General features: G+C 64.3%; 15 protein-coding genes. 6 read left to right on the top strand and 9 right to left on the bottom strand.

Annotation, left to right across the window (positions count from 1 at the left end; genetic code table 11):
* Positions 1-30 precede the first annotated feature (30 nt).
* On the top strand, positions 31-882 hold the full coding sequence (locus tag CQ017_RS06035) for a MetQ/NlpA family ABC transporter substrate-binding protein (protein ID WP_105553005.1): 852 nt from the start codon (positions 31-33) through the stop codon (positions 880-882).
* Between the two features lie 81 nt (positions 883-963).
* Here the strand turns inward: CQ017_RS06035 and CQ017_RS06040 are convergent, their stop codons facing one another.
* The 9 genes from CQ017_RS06040 to hemE all read right to left on the bottom strand — a co-directional run bounded on the left by CQ017_RS06040 (position 964) and on the right by hemE (position 10,852).
* Positions 964-1,878: an amidohydrolase family protein gene (locus CQ017_RS06040; protein WP_258133518.1), complete on the bottom strand. Its 915-nt coding sequence runs from the start codon at positions 1,876-1,878 to the stop codon at positions 964-966.
* Positions 1,879-2,046: 168 nt separating this feature from the next.
* Positions 2,047-3,354 carry a glutamate-1-semialdehyde 2,1-aminomutase gene (gene hemL / locus CQ017_RS06045; RefSeq protein ID WP_096284592.1) on the bottom strand — a complete coding sequence of 436 codons (1,308 nt, stop codon included), beginning with the start codon at positions 3,352-3,354 and terminating at the stop codon, positions 2,047-2,049.
* Positions 3,355-4,341, bottom strand: coding sequence for a porphobilinogen synthase (gene hemB / locus CQ017_RS06050; RefSeq protein WP_105553006.1), 987 nt, complete (start codon positions 4,339-4,341; stop codon positions 3,355-3,357). It abuts the gene before it with no gap.
* Positions 4,342-4,352: 11 nt separating this feature from the next.
* Entirely contained in the window at positions 4,353-5,150 is a 798-nt protein-coding gene (locus CQ017_RS06055) for a uroporphyrinogen-III synthase (RefSeq protein WP_105553007.1), read from the bottom strand.
* 8 nt (positions 5,151-5,158) lie between these two features.
* Positions 5,159-6,133, bottom strand: coding sequence for a hydroxymethylbilane synthase (hemC, locus tag CQ017_RS06060; RefSeq protein ID WP_105553008.1), 975 nt, complete (start codon positions 6,131-6,133; stop codon positions 5,159-5,161).
* Positions 6,130-7,335: a ferrochelatase gene (locus tag CQ017_RS06065; RefSeq protein WP_258133519.1), complete on the bottom strand. Its 1,206-nt coding sequence runs from the start codon at positions 7,333-7,335 to the stop codon at positions 6,130-6,132. Before CQ017_RS06065 ends, hemC begins: the two co-directional genes overlap by 4 nt.
* Positions 7,332-8,018, bottom strand: coding sequence for a hydrogen peroxide-dependent heme synthase (gene hemQ, locus CQ017_RS06070; protein WP_096284654.1), 687 nt, complete (start codon positions 8,016-8,018; stop codon positions 7,332-7,334). The genes CQ017_RS06065 and hemQ overlap by 4 nt, the downstream gene beginning before the upstream one ends.
* Before the next feature lie 80 nt (positions 8,019-8,098).
* A complete protein-coding gene (hemG, locus tag CQ017_RS06075) occupies positions 8,099-9,679 on the bottom strand; it encodes a protoporphyrinogen oxidase (protein WP_105553009.1) in 1,581 nt (526 codons plus the stop codon).
* A 117-nt stretch (positions 9,680-9,796) separates the two neighbouring features.
* Positions 9,797-10,852 carry a uroporphyrinogen decarboxylase gene (hemE, locus tag CQ017_RS06080; protein ID WP_096284582.1) on the bottom strand — a complete coding sequence of 352 codons (1,056 nt, stop codon included), beginning with the start codon at positions 10,850-10,852 and terminating at the stop codon, positions 9,797-9,799.
* 149 nt (positions 10,853-11,001) lie between these two features.
* Here hemE and CQ017_RS06085 point away from each other — a divergent pair, with 149 nt between their 5' ends.
* From CQ017_RS06085 to CQ017_RS06105, 5 genes are all read left to right on the top strand, one after another.
* Positions 11,002-12,342 (top strand): glutamyl-tRNA reductase, encoded by a 1,341-nt coding sequence (locus CQ017_RS06085; protein ID WP_105553010.1) that lies wholly within the window; start codon positions 11,002-11,004, stop codon positions 12,340-12,342.
* Between the two features lie 134 nt (positions 12,343-12,476).
* Positions 12,477-13,100, top strand: a complete 624-nt coding sequence (locus CQ017_RS06090; RefSeq protein WP_096284578.1) for a TetR/AcrR family transcriptional regulator — start codon at positions 12,477-12,479, stop codon at positions 13,098-13,100.
* Between the two features lie 63 nt (positions 13,101-13,163).
* Positions 13,164-13,385 carry a DUF3107 domain-containing protein gene (locus CQ017_RS06095; protein ID WP_096284576.1) on the top strand — a complete coding sequence of 74 codons (222 nt, stop codon included), beginning with the start codon at positions 13,164-13,166 and terminating at the stop codon, positions 13,383-13,385.
* A 101-nt stretch (positions 13,386-13,486) separates the two neighbouring features.
* Positions 13,487-14,953, top strand: a complete 1,467-nt coding sequence (locus tag CQ017_RS06100) for an RNB domain-containing ribonuclease (protein ID WP_105553011.1) — start codon at positions 13,487-13,489, stop codon at positions 14,951-14,953.
* 266 nt (positions 14,954-15,219) lie between these two features.
* Positions 15,220-16,839 carry a DEAD/DEAH box helicase gene (locus tag CQ017_RS06105; RefSeq protein WP_105553012.1) on the top strand — a complete coding sequence of 540 codons (1,620 nt, stop codon included), beginning with the start codon at positions 15,220-15,222 and terminating at the stop codon, positions 16,837-16,839.
* The last annotated feature ends 23 nt before the right edge of the window (positions 16,840-16,862 follow it).

The raw sequence follows: 16,862 nt of genomic DNA on the forward strand, positions 1-16,862 counted from the left end.
GCAACGGTCCATATCAAAGGAATCACTCACATGCGTCAAAAGCTCGCTCTCGCCGTCACTGGTGTCGCCACTCTCTTTGCGGTGACCGCTTGCGGTAGCACCGGTTCCACCGAACCATCCGCAGAAGCCAGCCTGGACCCGGCAAACCCTGTTGTCGTCACTGTAGGCGCAAGCTCTGTTCCACACGCTCAGATTCTTGAGTACGTTGATGAAGAGCTTGCCAAAGATGCTGGCATCGATCTGGACATCGTTGAATACGATGACTATATCCTCCCAAACACCTCGTTGGAAGATGGCTCACTTGATGCCAACTACTTCCAAACTGAGGCTTACCTAGCCCAGCAGGTTGCGGACAAGGGCTACGAATTTGAGCACGGCAAAGGCATTCATGTCGAGCCGATGACCGTTTTCTCCAAAAAGTTCAGTGAGCCAGCTGACGTCACCGAAGGTGCATCTGTCGTCCTCAACAACGACCCAGCGAATCAGCTTCGCGGCTTGCGTCTGTTGGAAAGCACAGGCTTGCTTTCCGGACTGGAAGACAGCGACACCGTGTTGACCATTGAGGACGACGAAGCAAAGAACCCCAAGAAACTGAAGTTCACTGAGATGAATGCCGAACAGGTTCCACAGGTTTACACCAAAGACGATTCCGTCGACGTTGCGGTAATCAACGGAAACTTCATTGCCCAGGCCAAGTTGAATCTTGACGAAGAACTTGATCAGGAAAGCGGCGAAAACAATCCACATGCTAACTTCCTGACCTGGCGTGCCGGTGAAGAAACTCCTGCAATCACCAAGCTCGACGAACTGCTGCACTCCGATGAGGTTGGAGCCTACATTAGCGAAACTTGGACCGATGGAAGCGTCATCCCAGCTTTCTAAGCACAAGTAAATAATAGAGCTGCGCTGTTCCCGTTTTGAGGAACAGCGCAGCTCTACTTTATGCGGTCAAAGTCCTAGAGATTAGCCAGCTTGCGAAAGTCCCAGCAGCCGTGCCCCGTTCTCCCAGAGCACCGCTCGCATCCAGGATTTTCCGTGCCCCAACCGGGCTAGTGCCTGCAGCTGATGCGCATAGGGATAAGGGATATTCGGGTAATCCGAGCCGAGAATGACTTTGTCCTGGAGTGAAGCCAAACGGGAAATATAGCTTTGCGGCATCGGCGCGAATTCGTTGGTGAAGTCGGTACCCACCATGGTCGTATCCAGGTAAACGCCTGAAAACGCCTCGGCAAGATCGGCAAATTCGTGATACTCGGGCATCCCCATATGCGCTATGACCAGCACGAGGTCCGGATACTTCTCCAGCAGGATTCGAACGTTCTGCGGCCCGGTGTAGTTGCCGCTCAACGGTGCCGAACCGGCATGGATGACCACCGGTATCCTGCTTTGCTCGAGGACTTCCCATGCTTCGTCGAGCAGCGCATCGTGGGGCGCGAACCCGCCGACTTGGATGTGGATCTTGAATAGTTGTGCCCCGGCATCGATGGCCTGCCGAACGTAGCTGCCTACCCCGGGCTCCGGGTAAAAGGTTGCGCAATGCAGTGCCCCGTCGACGCGTTCGGCGAAGCGCGCCGCCCAATCATTGAGCCAACTGGCCATGCCCGCCTTATGCGCGTACGAAAGCGCAGGGATAGCCGCCAACCCGATCTCACGGAGCCGTTGGATTCGGGCGTCCTCAGCCATGCGATAGGTAATCGGCCAGCAACGACCATAACGTTGCTCCGCCTCATCGAAGTACGCCCAGACCTTTTCCAGCATCGGCTCGGGCAGAAAGTGCACATGGATATCGGCCAACCCGGGTATGCCCAGATAGTCCAACAAATCCGGAATCTGCTCGTCGGTCAGGGGAATCATGTGCTCGGCGATCGTCTCGGTCATCTGGTGCTCCTCTGGTTTTCACTGCCGTTGCTGATGCTGATGCTGTGGGCCAAGCTATCAGGGACCGCCGGCGGCTGCCCAGTTCCCGGCCCAGGATAGCAAGAGGCCACGGTAGCCGCTGCCCGGATGGGGCGAGCGGCTACCGTGGCCTCTTGGTGCTGATGGCTACTATGCGGTGGCCGCAGCGGCTGCCCGAGCGGCCGCTGGCAGTGCCGCGAAGATCTTCTCCATGGCTGCGTCGTCGTGTGCCGCGGAGAGGAACCAAGCCTCGAACACGCTTGGCGGCAGGTAGATGCCAGAGTCGAGCATCGAGTGGAAGAACGGCGCGTAGCGGAATGCTTCCTGCCCCTGCGCGTCGGCGTAGTTGTGCACGCCCTTGGCCGAGGTGCCGAAGGCCACCGAGAACAGCGAACCGACGCGCTGGATCGAGTGGTCCACCCCGGCGGTGTCAAAGGCCTCGCGCAGCGCGCCTTCCAGCGCGGTGGACGCCTTGAGGATGTGTGCGTAGACCTCCTCGGTGGCGTGGGTCAGCTGTGCGATGCCGGCCGCCATGGCGACCGGGTTACCCGAGAGGGTTCCCGCCTGGTAGACCGGGCCCAAGGGAGCCAGATAATCCATCACCTCGGCGCGGCCGCCCAGGGCCGCGGTCGGCAAGCCGCCGCCGATGACCTTGCCGAAGGTGTACAGATCCGCGTTCCAGCCCTCTTCCTTGCCGGTCAAGCCCCAGTACCCGGAGGACGAAGCGCGGAATCCGGTCAGTACCTCGTCGAGGATCAGCAGCGCGCCATGCTTGGCGGTGGTGTCCTTCAGGAACTTGTTGAACCCCTCCTCCGGTACCACCACGCCCATATTGCAGGGTGCGGATTCGGTGATCACGGCCGCGATATTCGCCCCATGCGCGGCGAACGCCGCGTCGATGGCGGCACGGTCGTTATACGGCAAAACCAGGGTCTCGGCGGCGGTGGCCGCGGTGACCCCGGCGGAACCCGGCAGCGCCAAGGTGGCGACGCCCGAGCCGGCATCCGCAAGCAAGCTGTCGAGGTGGCCGTGGTAGCAGCCGGAGAACTTGATGATCAATTCGCGGCCGGTGAAGCCGCGGGCCAGGCGCACGGCGGTCATGGTGGCCTCGGTGCCGGTGGAAACCATGCGCACGCGGTCCACGCCGCCCATGCGATCCTTGATCAGCCGGCCGAGCTTTGCCTCATCCGGTGTGGAGGCGCCGAAGGACAACCCGCGGTCGACCGCGGCGTGCACCGCCGACTGGATCTCCGGGTGGGCATGCCCCAGCAGGGCCGGACCCCAGGAACAGACCAGGTCAACGTATTCCTTGCCATCGGCATCGGTGAGGTAAGCGCCCTTCGCGCCGACCATGAACGGCGGCACGCCGCCGACGGAGCCGAAGGCGCGAACCGGCGAGTTCACGCCACCGGGCATGACGTCACGGGCCTCGGTGAAAAGTTTCTCGGAATTCGACATTTATTTTTTTCCTTCGTTCAACCAGCCGGCGACTTCGGCTGCGTAGTAGGTCAAGATTTGCTGGGCGCCGGCCCGGCGAATGGAAAGCAGGGATTCGAGCACCGCGGCGCGGCGGTCGATCCAGCCGTTGGCCGACGCGGCTTCGATCATCGCGTATTCTCCGGAGATCTGGTAGGCGGAGACCGGCACCGGGGATAGCTGGGCGATATCCGAGACGATGTCCAGGTAGCTCATGGCGGGCTTGACCATGACCATATCCGCGCCTTCGGCCAGGTCCAGTTCGACCTCCAGCAGCGCCTCGCGGCGGTTCGAGGCGTCCATTTGATAGCTGCGGCGATCCCCCTGCAGCTGCGAGTCGACGGCCTCGCGGAATGGGCCGTAGAAGGCGCTGGCGTATTTCGCCGCATAGGCGAGCACCGCCACGTCCTGCTGGCCGGCCTGGTCCAGGGCCTCGCGGATCACCGCGATCTGCCCGTCCATCATGCCAGAAGGGCCCAGGATGTGCGCCCCTGCCTCGGCCTGGACTACCGCCATCTCGGCATAGATTTCTAGGGTCCGGTCGTTGTCCACCCGGCCCTGGGCATCAAGCACGCCGCAGTGGCCATGAGAGGTGAACTCGTCCAGACACACGTCGGACATGATGACCAGCTCGTCGCCGACCTCTTCGCGAACGGCCGCGATGCCCCGGTTCAAGATGCCGTTCGGGTCGATTCCGGCGCTGCCGTTTTCGTCCCGGTCCTCCGGGATGCCAAAGAGCATGATGCCGCCCAGGCCCCGTTCGGCGGCATCCGCCGCGGCGGCCTTGAGCGAATCCATGGTGTGCTGCACGACCCCGGGCATGGAGCTGATCGGGTTCGGCTCGCCGATGCCCTCGCGGACGAAGGCGGGCAGGATCAACTGACGCGAGGACAGCTCGAACTCCGCGACGAGTCGGCGAACTGCAGGATTCTGCCGGAGCCGGCGAGGTCGGTGCTGAGGGAAAGCCATGTCACTTCTTTCTAAAATTGATGATTCGCATTGTGCAAAAGTTCTTGGGCCGCGCGAGCTAAACCGGCGGGCGTCGGTTCCCCGGCGATGGCGTCAACGCGCAACCCGGCCGCGCGCAAGGCCGCGGCCGTAGGCTGGCCGATGGCAACGGTTTTCACCCGCTCGGGCAACCGGTCACCGGCTAGCTCCACGAATCGGCGCACGATGCTTGGTGCGCTAAACACCAGCAGATCCAGCCGATCCAGCTGCCCGGTTATCTCTTCCGGGGCGAGCACGCGAATTCCCGGTGGCGCCGGCACCGCCGTAAGCGGTGCTCCCCCGCTGCCGGCGGCAACCGTGCGGTAAGCCAGGACCTCGTGGACTTCATGGGCGCCGAGCCCGGCCGAGAGCGTCGAGCTGGCCAGGTCCCCATGCGGATAGAAGATCTTCTGCCCCGGTTCCAGCTGCCACTGGGCCAGCATTCCGGCCGCGGACTGCTCCGTAGGCACAAAATCCGCATCGAAGCCCAACCGCGCGCGGGCGGCCTTGGCGGTCTTCGTTCCCACCGCCGCCACGCGCAGCCGCGGCGGAAGCGGGCGTCCGGCCAGCAAGGTGGCGATCACCTCCACGGTATTCACCGAGGTGAGTACCAGCCACTGGTAGGAGCCCGCCGCCAGTGCCGCGACGCCGCGGGACAGCTCGCTGCGATCCGCGGGCCAGACGGTGTCGATCAGCCGGGCACAGCAAGATTCGATGCCCAGCTGCTCAAATTCCCGCACGGTAGCCGCGGCTCGCGCCGCGTCGCGCAGGATCAACGCCTGATAGCTCATGGTCGCAATTAAGCCAAGCCTGCGACTACCGCCGCGCCGTCGGCGATCATCGATTCGGCCAGACCGCGTCCAAGCTCGCGTGCCTCCGCTACGGTGGCCGCGTCTGCTCGGGCACTGCGGCGCATGGTTTCGGAGCCGTCCGGGTTGCAGGCGACCGCCTCCAAGACGAGCGTGCCGCCCTGAACCCGGGCCAGGGCGCCGATCGGCGCCGCGCAGCCGGCTTCCAAAGCCGCCAGCAGCGCACGTTCGGCCTCGACCTGCAGGCGCGTTGGCAGGTGGTCCAGTTCGGCCAGCGCCCGATCCAGGGCCGGGTGATCCGAGCCGGCGGCGCGCACCTCCAAGGCCAGCGCCCCCTGCCCGGGGGCCGGCAGCATGATGGCCGGATCCAGGTACTCGGTGATGTGCGCTTCCAGGCCGAGCCGGCGCATGCCGGCGGCGGCGAGGATGACGGCGTCCAGGTCACCCTGCACGCTGCGCCCCACGCTTCCGTCGTCATGGGTGGCGCCGGTGCCTTTCACCCGGCCGAGCCGGGTGGGCACGTTGCCGCGGATGTCGACGATCTGCAGATCCTGGCGGAAGGCCAGCAGCTGCGCGGCGCGGCGCGGCGAACCGGTGCCGATCTTCGCCCCTTCGGGCAGTTCGGCGAGCGTCAGCCCGTCGCGGGCGCACAGGGCGTCGCGCATGTCTTCACGTTCCGGGATGGCGGCCAGCACCAGGCCCTCGGGCTGCGTGGTGGGCAGATCCTTCAGCGAATGCACCGCCAGATCGCAGCCCGAGTCCAGCAACCGCTGGCGCAAGGCGGCGGCGAAGACCCCGGTACCGCCAAGCTGCGAGAGCGGCCCGGTGATCACATCTCCCTCGGTCTTGACCAGAATCGTCTCCACCTGAAGCCCGGAGGCTTCGGCCAAGCGCGTGGCGGCCCACCCGGTCTGCGTGGTCGCCAGCGCGCTGCCGCGCGTACCTACACGAAAGCTCTCGCTCATGCCTGGGGCACCCCCACTTCGGAATCGACCGCAGCGATGGTCGGACGCAAGGAGCCGTCCAACGCGCGCTTTTCACAACAATTCGGGCGGCACACGTCAAACCATGGTCCACCGGCAACGGCGCTCATCCGGCCTGCGCGCAGCGCTTGGCCGTTGGCATCTGCCAGGCGCTCTTCGAGCAGATCGACCAGGCCCGAGACGAAAGCCCGGTGCGTTCCCGGAGTTGCGACCCGGCTAAAGGCCAACCCCAGTTCGGCGCAGCTGTCCTTGGCCTCGGTGTCCAGATCCCACAAGACCTCCATGTGGTCGGAGATGAACCCGATGGGCACCACCACGACCCCGGCCACCCCGGCGGCGGCGTCCTCGGCCAGCGCGTCGTTGATATCCGGTTCCAGCCACGGAACGTGCGGGGCCCCGGAACGCGACTGGTAGACCAGGCTGTGTTCCAGGCCCTGGGCCTCGGGAACGTTGGCCAGAATATGCTCGGCGACCGCACGGTGCTGGGCGGTATAGAGATTCTCGCTCGCCTGTGCGCGCAGCTGAGCAGGTCCCGCGGCGTCCGCGTCGGCCCGCGGAATCGAGTGCGTCACGAAGACGATCTTGATCTTGCCTTCGGCATTGTCCTTCGCCGCAAGTTGTTCGCGCACCTCGGCCAGCGAGGCCCCCAGCCCCTCGATGAAGGGCTGCACGAAGGCCGGAGTGTCGAAGAACTGGCGCAGCTTGTCAACTTCCAGCACACCCTCCAGCCCGGTATCGCGCAGTCCCATGCCGAGGTCTTCGCGGTACTGGCGGCAGGCCGAGTAGCCGGTGTACGCGCCGGTGCCCAGCAGCAGCACCTTGCGGTGCCCGTCCTCGGCGATCTGCTTCAGCGTGTCGTTGACGAACGGGTGCCAGTTGCGGTTGCCCCAGTACACCGGCACCCCGATGGAACGCGCGGTCAGTTCGGCCTGCAGGGCGGCAAGCAGCGCGCGGTTCTGCGCGTTGATCGGCGAGACGCCGCCGTTCTTGCGGTAGTGCACCGCCACCTCTTCGAGGCGTTCGTCGGGGATCCCCCGGCCTGCGGTGACATTGCGCAGGAACGGGATCACGTCCTCCTGGCCTTCGGGACCGCCGAAGGAGGAGAGCAGAATCGCGTCGTAGGCTTTCGGCGCCATCTTGCCGTTGGCGTCATAGCCGGTGCGTGGATCGAAATCCTGGGTCACTTCAAAACCTCGATGACCTCGGCGGCCGAGATACGCCGTCCGGTGTAGAACGGCGTCTCTTCGCGCACGTGGTGGCGGGCTTCGGTGTAGCGCAGGTGGCGCATCATGTCGACCAGGTCGATCATGTCGTCGGCTTCGAGGCAGATCTGCCATTCGAAGTCGCTGAAGGCGAAGGCGGCAACGGTATTTGCCAGCACGTTCGGGAATTCGCGGCCGAGCATGCCGTGATCGCGCAGCATCTTGCCGCGGTCCGCCGGATCCATGGTGTACCAGTCGGTGGTGCGCACGAAGGGGTAGACGGTCATCCATTCCTTGGCATCCAGGCCGCGGGCGAAGGCCGGCGAGTGGTCCTTGGCAAATTCGGCTTCGCGGTGCACGGCCATCGTGGAGTACACGATCTCGGTGCCGGCCAGCAGCGAGCTGCGGCGCAGCTGGCGCATCGAGGCCTGCAGCAGCTCGGCGGCCGGTCCGTGCATCCAGAGCATCACGTCGGCTTCTTCGCGCATCATCGACACGTCGTAGATACCGCGCACGGCCACACCGGATGCGGCAAGTTCGGCGACCAGCGAGTCGAAGGCCGCAACATCCGCCGCGCCTAGTTCCACGTTGGCGGAGCGCTTGAACACGGTCCACAAGGTGTAGAACATGGTCGGGTTTTCACCAGCGGCGTCGCGGTCTCGCATGACCGGTGAATTGTGCTGTACTTCGTAGCTCACTTAGTGCTCTCCTTGATCAACTGATCTATCTCATGCTTTAAAACTAGTTAGCGGGCGCTGATGGCAACTGTCCGCCGGGTGTGTCCGATGACTCGGGCCAACCCGGTGCCGGCAAGCCACGCGCCCACGAGGTCCAAACCATCAAACTTCTCCACCGCCGAGTTCACCTGCGCCCGGCGTGCGCTGGCGGCCTCGCCCTGCAGCGGCACCATGTCGTTGAAGCGCGACACGGCGCTTCCCACGACATCGTCCTGATGCAATTCAACACCGAGAATCTTTGAAGCATCTTTGACTGCCTGCGCAAGCAGCGCCTGCTCGTCTCCGGATTCGACCAGCGGCTCATGCTGCCCGATCCGGCCGAAGGACAGCCGCAGCACGTGGGTGCCCGGACCGGATTGCTCTGCCAGCCACGGCCATTTCGCGCTGGCATGGGTCATGGCCTTGGCCGCCAAGGGCGCTTCCTTGGCCACGAGCGCCCCGGAACCGCGCGGCGCATCGTCGAGTTCTGGCTTATCGACCACGAGCACCACCAGGGCGATGGAATTGGCCTCGGCCTCGGCGCTGATGCGCTGCTGCTCTTCAAGCAGCGGGTTGAGCAGCTTGAGCGCGGATTGGGCCTCGGTGGCAATGACTACCCGGTCCGCGCCGAGCTCCTGGCCCAGGGTCTGCACGGTGTACGGCTGCGCGGCTTCGTCGTGATGGCGGATCTCGGTTACCGGCGAATTGCGCACCAGCGCCACCGAGGATTCCTGCAGCTGCTCGGTCAGCGTCGTCACCAGCGTGTACATGCCGCCGTCCAGGCCGGCGACTCGCGAACCTGCCGGGGCATCGCCCTGCAGCTGGGCCACGGCCTTGGCCAGGGATCCGGTTCGCTGCATTGCTTCGCGCAGCCCCGGGGCTGCGGCGTCGATGTCGATCCGTGCCGGGTCGGTGGAATACACCCCGTTGACTACCGGGGCGACCAAAGCGTCAAGCACGCTCTGCCCCATGCGGTGGCGCACCACCTCGGCGAGCGAAAGCTTTTCCGTGGCCCACTTCTTGGGCATCGGCGTGACCAGATCGGCCGCGGCACGCACGGTGGCGGCCCGGCCGATGATTCGGCGCACCTCATCGCTGCGGATATTCGAGGGGATCCCCAGCAAGGAGCTCGGCGGCAGCGGATTAGCCTCGACGTTTTCGGCGTCCCCCTGGATCAGCCAGGCGCCGACCCCGGAGGTCTGGGCGATTTTTTCGCTCAGATCCAGCTCATCGAGGTATGCGCTGACGGTGCCGCCGCGCAACGCGAAAGACTCGGCTCCGGCGTCGAGGGCCAGGCCGGCGACCTCAACCCGGCGCAGGCAGCCACCGAAATTGTCCGAGGCTTCAAGGACCGTAACCCGGTATCCGGTCTGGCTCATTTCACGCGCGGCCACCAATCCGGCGATACCGCCGCCGACAACTATCGCGTGCGGTGCGGCATCGTGCGGTGCGCTGTCTTTCGAGGCCCGGGTTTCCGCGGCCGCGCGGACCTTTTCCAGCAGGCGCAGGGCATGTGCTGCCGTGTCTCCGGCGAGATCACGGCGGATTTTTGCCGCCGGACGTGCACCTTGTTTGTCTGCCGCCGGGGCGTTGCGCTGATTCTTGGTCATGGGCGCTGCACCTTCCACCTTCAACTCGATGTTCCCCGCCGAACGGGACGTGCCGGGATTGCCGGCGCGTCCCGGAAGCGGAGATCTGTCTTTGAAACCTAGCCTAGCCCTGTGTGCCTAGAGCGAGTGGATGAGTTCAACCACTCGGGTGAGCACCGTCGGATCCGTGGTTGGCGGCACGCCGTGCCCCAGGTTCAGCACATGCCCGCGGGCCTTGGCGCCGCTGGCTACGACCTGGCGGACGTGGGCTTCGAGCACTTCCCAGGGGGCCGTGAGCAGGGCCGGGTCAATATTTCCCTGCACCGACACGCTCTGGCCCAGCCGCTCGATCGCGGTTTCCAGCGGGATGCGGTAATCCACGCCCACGGTGTCCACGCCGGAGTCGCGCATGGCGGTCAGCAATTCGCCGGTGCCGGTGCCAAAGTGGATTAGCGGCACGCCGGTATCGCGGACGAAGTCCAGCGCACGCGAAGAATACGGGGCGACGAACCGCTGATAATCCGGAAGGGACAGCGAACCGGCCCAGGAGTCGAACAGCTGCGCGGCGGAGGCGCCGGCCTCCACCTGGGCGCGCAGGAACTTGCCCGAAGCGTCGGCGGCCCAGCTCATCAGCTTGTCCCAGACCTCGGGGTCCGAATGCATCATGGTGCGTGGGCCCAGGTGGTCGCGGCTCGGCTTGCCCTCAACCATGTAGGCGGCCACGGTGAACGGTGCCCCGGCGAAACCGATCAACGGGGTGCTGCCCAGCTCGGCGACGGTCAGCGCCACCGCTTCGCGGATCGGGTCCAGGGATTCATCGGTGAGCTCGGGCAGATTGGCCACGTCTTCTGCGGTGCGGATCGGCTTGTCCAAGACCGGGCCGACACCGGGGACGATGTCCACGCCGATGCCCGCCAGCCGCAGGGGGATCACAATATCGGAGAAGAAGATGCCGGCGTCGACCTTGTGCCGGCGCACCGGCTGCAAGGTGATTTCGCTGGCCATCGCAGGGTCCAGGCACGAGTCAAGCATGCTCACGCCTTCGCGGAGCTTGAGGTATTCGGGCAGCGAGCGCCCTGCCTGGCGCATGAACCACACCGGGTGGTGGCTCGGTGTGCGACCGGTCAGGGCCTGGATCAATGCGGAATCGGAGGTACGTCCATCAACGAAGGGATGGTTCTGCGACAGAGTCATGATTCAATGATGCCAACTCTTGCAGGTAAAAGCCCATTTGTGCCGTTCACCCTCAGGGGAAGGTGAGCAACATTACGGGCCAAAACCCCCATCAGTTAGGTTCGCCTGCGTTGTTTAGCTGCCCTAATTCGGCCTATTCTTGGAACATTGTGGTTTTCTTATCTCTTGTCGCATCGCATTCACAGCTCGACCTGGAGACCGTGGCGCAACTGAGCGCTTCGGCCAGCGGGCTAGCCGCCGCTTCCATCAATGGTTCGGCGGCTATCAACGGTGCCGTGGTGCTAGCCACCTGCAACCGGTTCGAAGTCTATGCGGATGTGGAAAACGTCGAAGATGCCACCGAGCATCTGGTCAATGAACTTTCCGCGCACACCGAGCTGTCCGCGGACTTCCTCGCCCGCCGGCTGACCACCCTGGAAGGGGAACCGGTAATCGACCACCTCTTCTCCGTGGGCGCCGGCCTGGACAGCGCCGTGGTCGGCGAACGTGAAATTGCCGGTCAGGTCCGTCGCGCATTGACCCAGGCCCAGCAGGAGAAAACAGCCACGAGCAGCCTCACCCGGCTCTTCCAAAACGCCACGCGCGCCGCGAAGGATGTCGGAAGCAGCACCGATTTGGGCTCCCAAGGAAAATCCGTCGTTTCGGTGGCCTTGGATCTCGCCGAAGAGCTGATGGATGGCAGCCGCAGCTGGCAAGACCAGGACATCGTGCTTTTCGGGACCGGATCCTATGCGGGCGCCACCATGGCGCTGCTGAAGGAACGCGGCGTCAAGCGCATCAGCGTGTACTCCCACTCGGGCCGGGCCACGGATTTCACCGATAAGCGCGGCGGCTTCCCGCTGAGCGAGCAGCACCTGACCCAAGCCCTGCGCGAAGCCGACGTCATCGTCGGCTGTTCCGGCGGTGGAAACCGTTTGGAAAGCCATACCTTGGAGGAACTGCGCGTTGAGGGCCAGCCGCTGATAGCCATCGATATGGCGTTGACCCACGATTTTGATCCAACCATTGCGCAACTGGCCGACGTTGAGCTCATCACCCTCGAATCGGTTCGGATGGCAGCGCCCAACGACCAGGCTCTGGCCGTGCACGACGCCACCAGGATCGTCACCAAGGCCGCCCGCGAATTCTCCGCCGCGCAGCGCGAGCGCGAAGCGGACCACGCCATTGTGGCGCTGCGCGCCCACACCAAGACCGTATTGGACGCCGAAGTAGCGAAGGTCCGCGCGCAGCACGGATGCACCGCCGCGGCCGAAGAAGTGGAACTAGCCATGCGCCGGATGATGCGCCAGCTGCTCCACGTGCCAACCATGCGGGCCCGCGAGTTGGCGGCCGAAGGCCGTACCGACGAATATGTGGCAGCCCTCGAAACCCTCTACGGGCTGGATCTCTCCGGTTCCGCGGCCACCGCGCCGGCCAAGCCGGTGCGTGTCGACGCAGAATCTGCAGATAACGCCGCCTGCCCGGTACTTCCCTTGGAGCAAAGCGCTTAAGCACTTCAGACACCCCGCCGTCGCTGGCGATATTTTCGGCGCGACATGGAATACTACTTGCAAGTAGGTGGTGGTTTTACGGGCGGAGCATTCGCCGGCAACCACCACACGCAGCAGGTTGAAAGGTCTACATCATGGCGGAACTCGGGGAAATCAAGAATCCACGCACCCAGCGGATGCCTCGCGAAGCGCGCCGCCGCCAGCTGCTGCAGGCAGCCCACCAGGTATTCGTAGCCCACGGCTACCACGGGGCTTCGATGGACGAGATCGCCGAGGTTGCACTCGTCTCCAAACCGGTGCTCTACCAGCATTTCCCCGGCAAGCGAGAACTTTATCTGGCCTTGCTCGACTCGCATCTGGCCGATTTCACCAAGCTGCTGGATGACGCAATCTCCTCGACAAACGAAAACCGCCAACGCGTCTTCGAAACGATCAACACCTATTACCAGTACATCAAACGTGAGTCGCAGGCCTATCGGCTGATCTTCGAGTCGGATGTGCTCTCCGATCCGCTGGTCGCCGCACGCATTGAAGAATTCAACAATGCGCTGGCAACTTCGATTTCGAAGGTTGTTGTCAAAGATACCGACCTCGACGAGGACGAAGGGTTGCTTGTGGGGCGCGCCTTGGCCGGCCTGTCCCAGGTTTCGGCACGATATTGGGCCACCAGCGGCGAGCCGGTGGACCAGGAAACCGCAGTCGACCTGATCTCGCGTTTAGCTTGGCGCGGAATTTCACGGTTCCCGAAGGAAAACTAGCTAGATTTGTTTCAGAGGCCCCTGACGGGACTCGTAATTCTTTCGAGAGGATCATTGACAATCATGGAAATCCGGATTGGCATTCAGAATGTAGCCCGCGAAGTCGTGCTCGAGTCCGAGCTGAGCAACGCCGAAGTGAACGAGCTGTTATCCAAGGCGATCTCCGAGGGTACGATGCTATCGCTGAAGGATCCCAAGGGCCGCGAAGTGCTGGTCCCAGCGGCCGGTATCGCCTATGTTGAGGTTGGTCCCGAAGAGGCCCGCCGCGTGGGCTTCGCCCAGTAAGGCAAACTTTCCTGCGCTAGCGTGGCCGCCCCCGGCATTTGGGGGCGGCCACGCTGCGTTAATCGTGGTTTGAATCACTCTTCTGTGATAATCCTAGGTGTGTGACCAATCCACGAATCCACAGCCCCCGCAAACATGCCGCAGCGAATCTGGACGAGCTGCTGCTCGCCTTGGAAAGCGAATTGGGGGTCCCCGCGCCCTTCGACGAGCAAACCCTCAAAGCTGCCCAGGAGGCAGTCGATAACTTGCGGGCACCGGAACACGACGACACCGCGCTGCCGTTTTTCACGATCGACCCCGAGGGTGCCACGGATCTCGACCAGGCCATGTACCTGGAACGAAAAGACGACGGCTACCTGGTGCACTATGCGATCGCCGACGTTCCCACATTCGTCGCCTTGAACTCAAAACTCGATGAGGTCACCAGGGAACGCGGACAGACCTACTATCTGCCGCAACGCAAGATCAACCTTCACCCGCCGCTGATTTCAGAAGATGCCGGTTCCTTGCTGCCCGGCGCGGTCCGCCCGGTATTCCTGTGGCTTATCACGCTGGATTCCGCGGGGGCCATCACTGACGTGCAGCTGCGCCGCACCACGATCAAATCCCGGGAAATGCTGGACTACGCCTCCGCGCAAGCGAAGCTGGACTCCGGCCACGGCGGGGAGCAGCTGGAGCTGCTGGCACAAATCGGCGCGGTGCGCATCGAGCAGGAACGCCTGCGCGGCGGTGCCTCGCTGAACCTTCCGGATCAAGAGGTCGAGCCCGACAATGGCGGCTACAAACTGGTCAGCCGCCAGCCCTTGCCGCTGGAAGACTATAACGCGCAGATTTCCCTGCTCACCGGCATGGCCGCCGCCCGGATCATGCTCGATCACGGCACCGGAATTCTGCGCACCATGCCGGCCCCGGATGAGAAGGACCTGGCAGAATTCAAGGAGCAGACCAAGCTGCTGGGACACCCCTGGGATGGACAGCTTAACTACGGCCAGTATCTACGCACCCTAGACGTGAATGATCCGCGGCAGCTGGTCATCATGCATCGGGCCGCCTCGCTGTTCCGCGGCGCAGACTATGACGTGATCAACGGGCAAAACGAAGACGAGATGGAGCAGGCGGCGCTGGCCGCCCCCTATGCGCACACCACCGCACCGTTGCGCCGCCTGGTGGACCGCTTCGTGCTGCTGTGCTGCTTCCTGCAAGCCAATGCCAAGCCCATCCCGGACGAGTTGCGCGAAGCGCTGGAGCAGTTGCCGGGGCTGATGCGGGAAAGTTCAATTTCGGCGAATCAGATCTCCCGGGCGGCCATCAACCTGATCGAGGCCTACGTCCTGCAGCACCGGGTCGGCGAGAGGTTTGAGGCCATCGTGTTGCGCGAGGCCACCGGAGCGCACAATGGCGATCCCGCCTCGACCGAGGCCAAGGACCGCCCCGGAAACCTGCAATTGGTCACCGAACCGATCACCGGGCAGTTCACCGGAAGCGCGGCACCAGGCACGCTGGTCACCGTCACGCTGCGTTCGGCGGACCCCGCCACACGCAAGATCATGTTCGACATCGTTGGCTAGCGCCCCCGGCCGACGGGAATCCGGCGCGGAGAGGCTATGCTTGGGCTATCACTATTTAGGATGCCCGGTCGCACCGTGCTGAACGAAGAGAACAGTTTCGTGGTGACTTCCCAGCGGTCACCATTGCGACATCCGCCCGTGCGGCGGTTGACGTGTATGACGCGATCGGCTCCGCTGGACCCGCACCGGCAGGTGCCGGCCCCCTGGAAGCTCAGGGCTGGCAGCACCAGTACCGGTGCCACAAATGAAACGAGAACACACACATCGTGACCGACACGACGCTATCGACCGAACAGGTCGAACTCCCCGAGCCAATTGATACCGCCGACGTAGAGGTTCCCAAGCAGACCTTCGCCGAGCTCAAGGTCCGCGAAGACATCGTCGCTTCGCTGCTCGAAGCAGGTATTGAGTACCCATTCCCCATCCAGTCGCTCACCCTTCCGGTGGCGCTCGGTGGCAACGACATCATCGGACAGGCGAAGACCGGTACCGGCAAGACCCTGGGCTTCGGCATCCCCGCGCTGCAGCGCGTCATCCGCGAGGGCGACAAGGGCTATGAGAAGCTCGAATTCCCCGGCGCCCCGCAGGCGCTGATCGTGGCTCCGACCCGCGAGCTGGCCATTCAGGTCGGCGCCGACCTGGCGCAGGCTTCGAAGCACTCGAATATCTCGATCACCACCATCTACGGCGGCCGCCCGTACGAGGAGCAGATCAACGCGCTCAAGGCCGGCACCGACGTGATCGTCGGCACCCCGGGACGCCTGATCGACCTGAACCGCCAGCGCGTGCTGAACCTGAAGCAGATCAAGACCGTGGTCCTCGATGAGGCCGACGAAATGCTGGATCTGGGCTTCCTGCCCGACGTGGAGCGCATCCTGGCCGCCCTGCCGCCGCTGCGCCAGGCGATGCTGTTCTCGGCTACCATGCCGGGCGCCGTGATCACCATGGCCCGCCGCTACATGTCCCGCCCGACCCACATTCGCGCCACCGACCCGGGCGACGACGATTCGCTGACCAAGCGCAACATCCGCCAGCTGGTCTACCGCGCGCACAACCTGGACAAGGACGAGATGGTGGCCCGCCTGCTGCAGGCCGAGGGCCGCGGCAAGACCATCATCTTCACCCAGACCAAGCGTTCGGCAGCCAAGCTCACCGACGAACTGATCGACCGTGGATTCAACGCCGGCGCCCTGCACGGGGACCTCGGCCAGGGGGCCCGCGAGCAGTCGCTGAAGGCCTTCCGCGCCGGGAAGGTCGAGATCCTGGTCGCCACCGACGTCGCGGCCCGCGGCATCGACGTGGACGACGTCACCCACGTGGTGAACCTGCAGTGCCCGGATGACGAGAAGACCTACCTGCACCGCGTGGGCCGCACCGGCCGCGCCGGCAACACCGGCATCGCGGTGACCTTCGTGGACTGGGATTCGGTGCCTCGCTGGTCGCTGATCAACAAGGCGCTGGGCCTGAATGTGCCCGAGCCGGTCGAAACCTACTCCTCCTCCCCGCACTTCTTCGCCGACCTGGACATCCCCAAGGGCACCAAGGGCCGCTTGCAGCGTGCAAAGAAGACCGCGCCGGCCGAGGGCGACGGTTCCCCGCGCCGCGACCAAGCCGAGCGCACCGAGCGCACCCCGCGCAGGCGCAGCACCGGTGGCCGCAGCCGTACCCGCACCGTCGAAGGCGAACAGTCCGGCGACCAGGGCGCCAGCCGCCACGGGCATTCCAAGGGCAAGCAGGACCGCCCGGCGCGCGAGGGCGAACGCCACCGCCAAACCCACCAGCACGAGGAACAGCCAGCTGCCGGCACCGACTCCGAGCAGGAATCGCGTGCGCGCCGCCGGCCCCGCCGCCGCACCCGCAGCACCGAAGGTGGAACGCAGGACTAATTAGTTCTCCGTTTCCATTCTTC

Origin of the sequence: Arthrobacter sp. MYb224 (assembly GCF_002975455.1) — a bacterium.
Taxonomy (GTDB): Bacteria; Actinomycetota; Actinomycetes; order Actinomycetales; family Micrococcaceae; genus Glutamicibacter.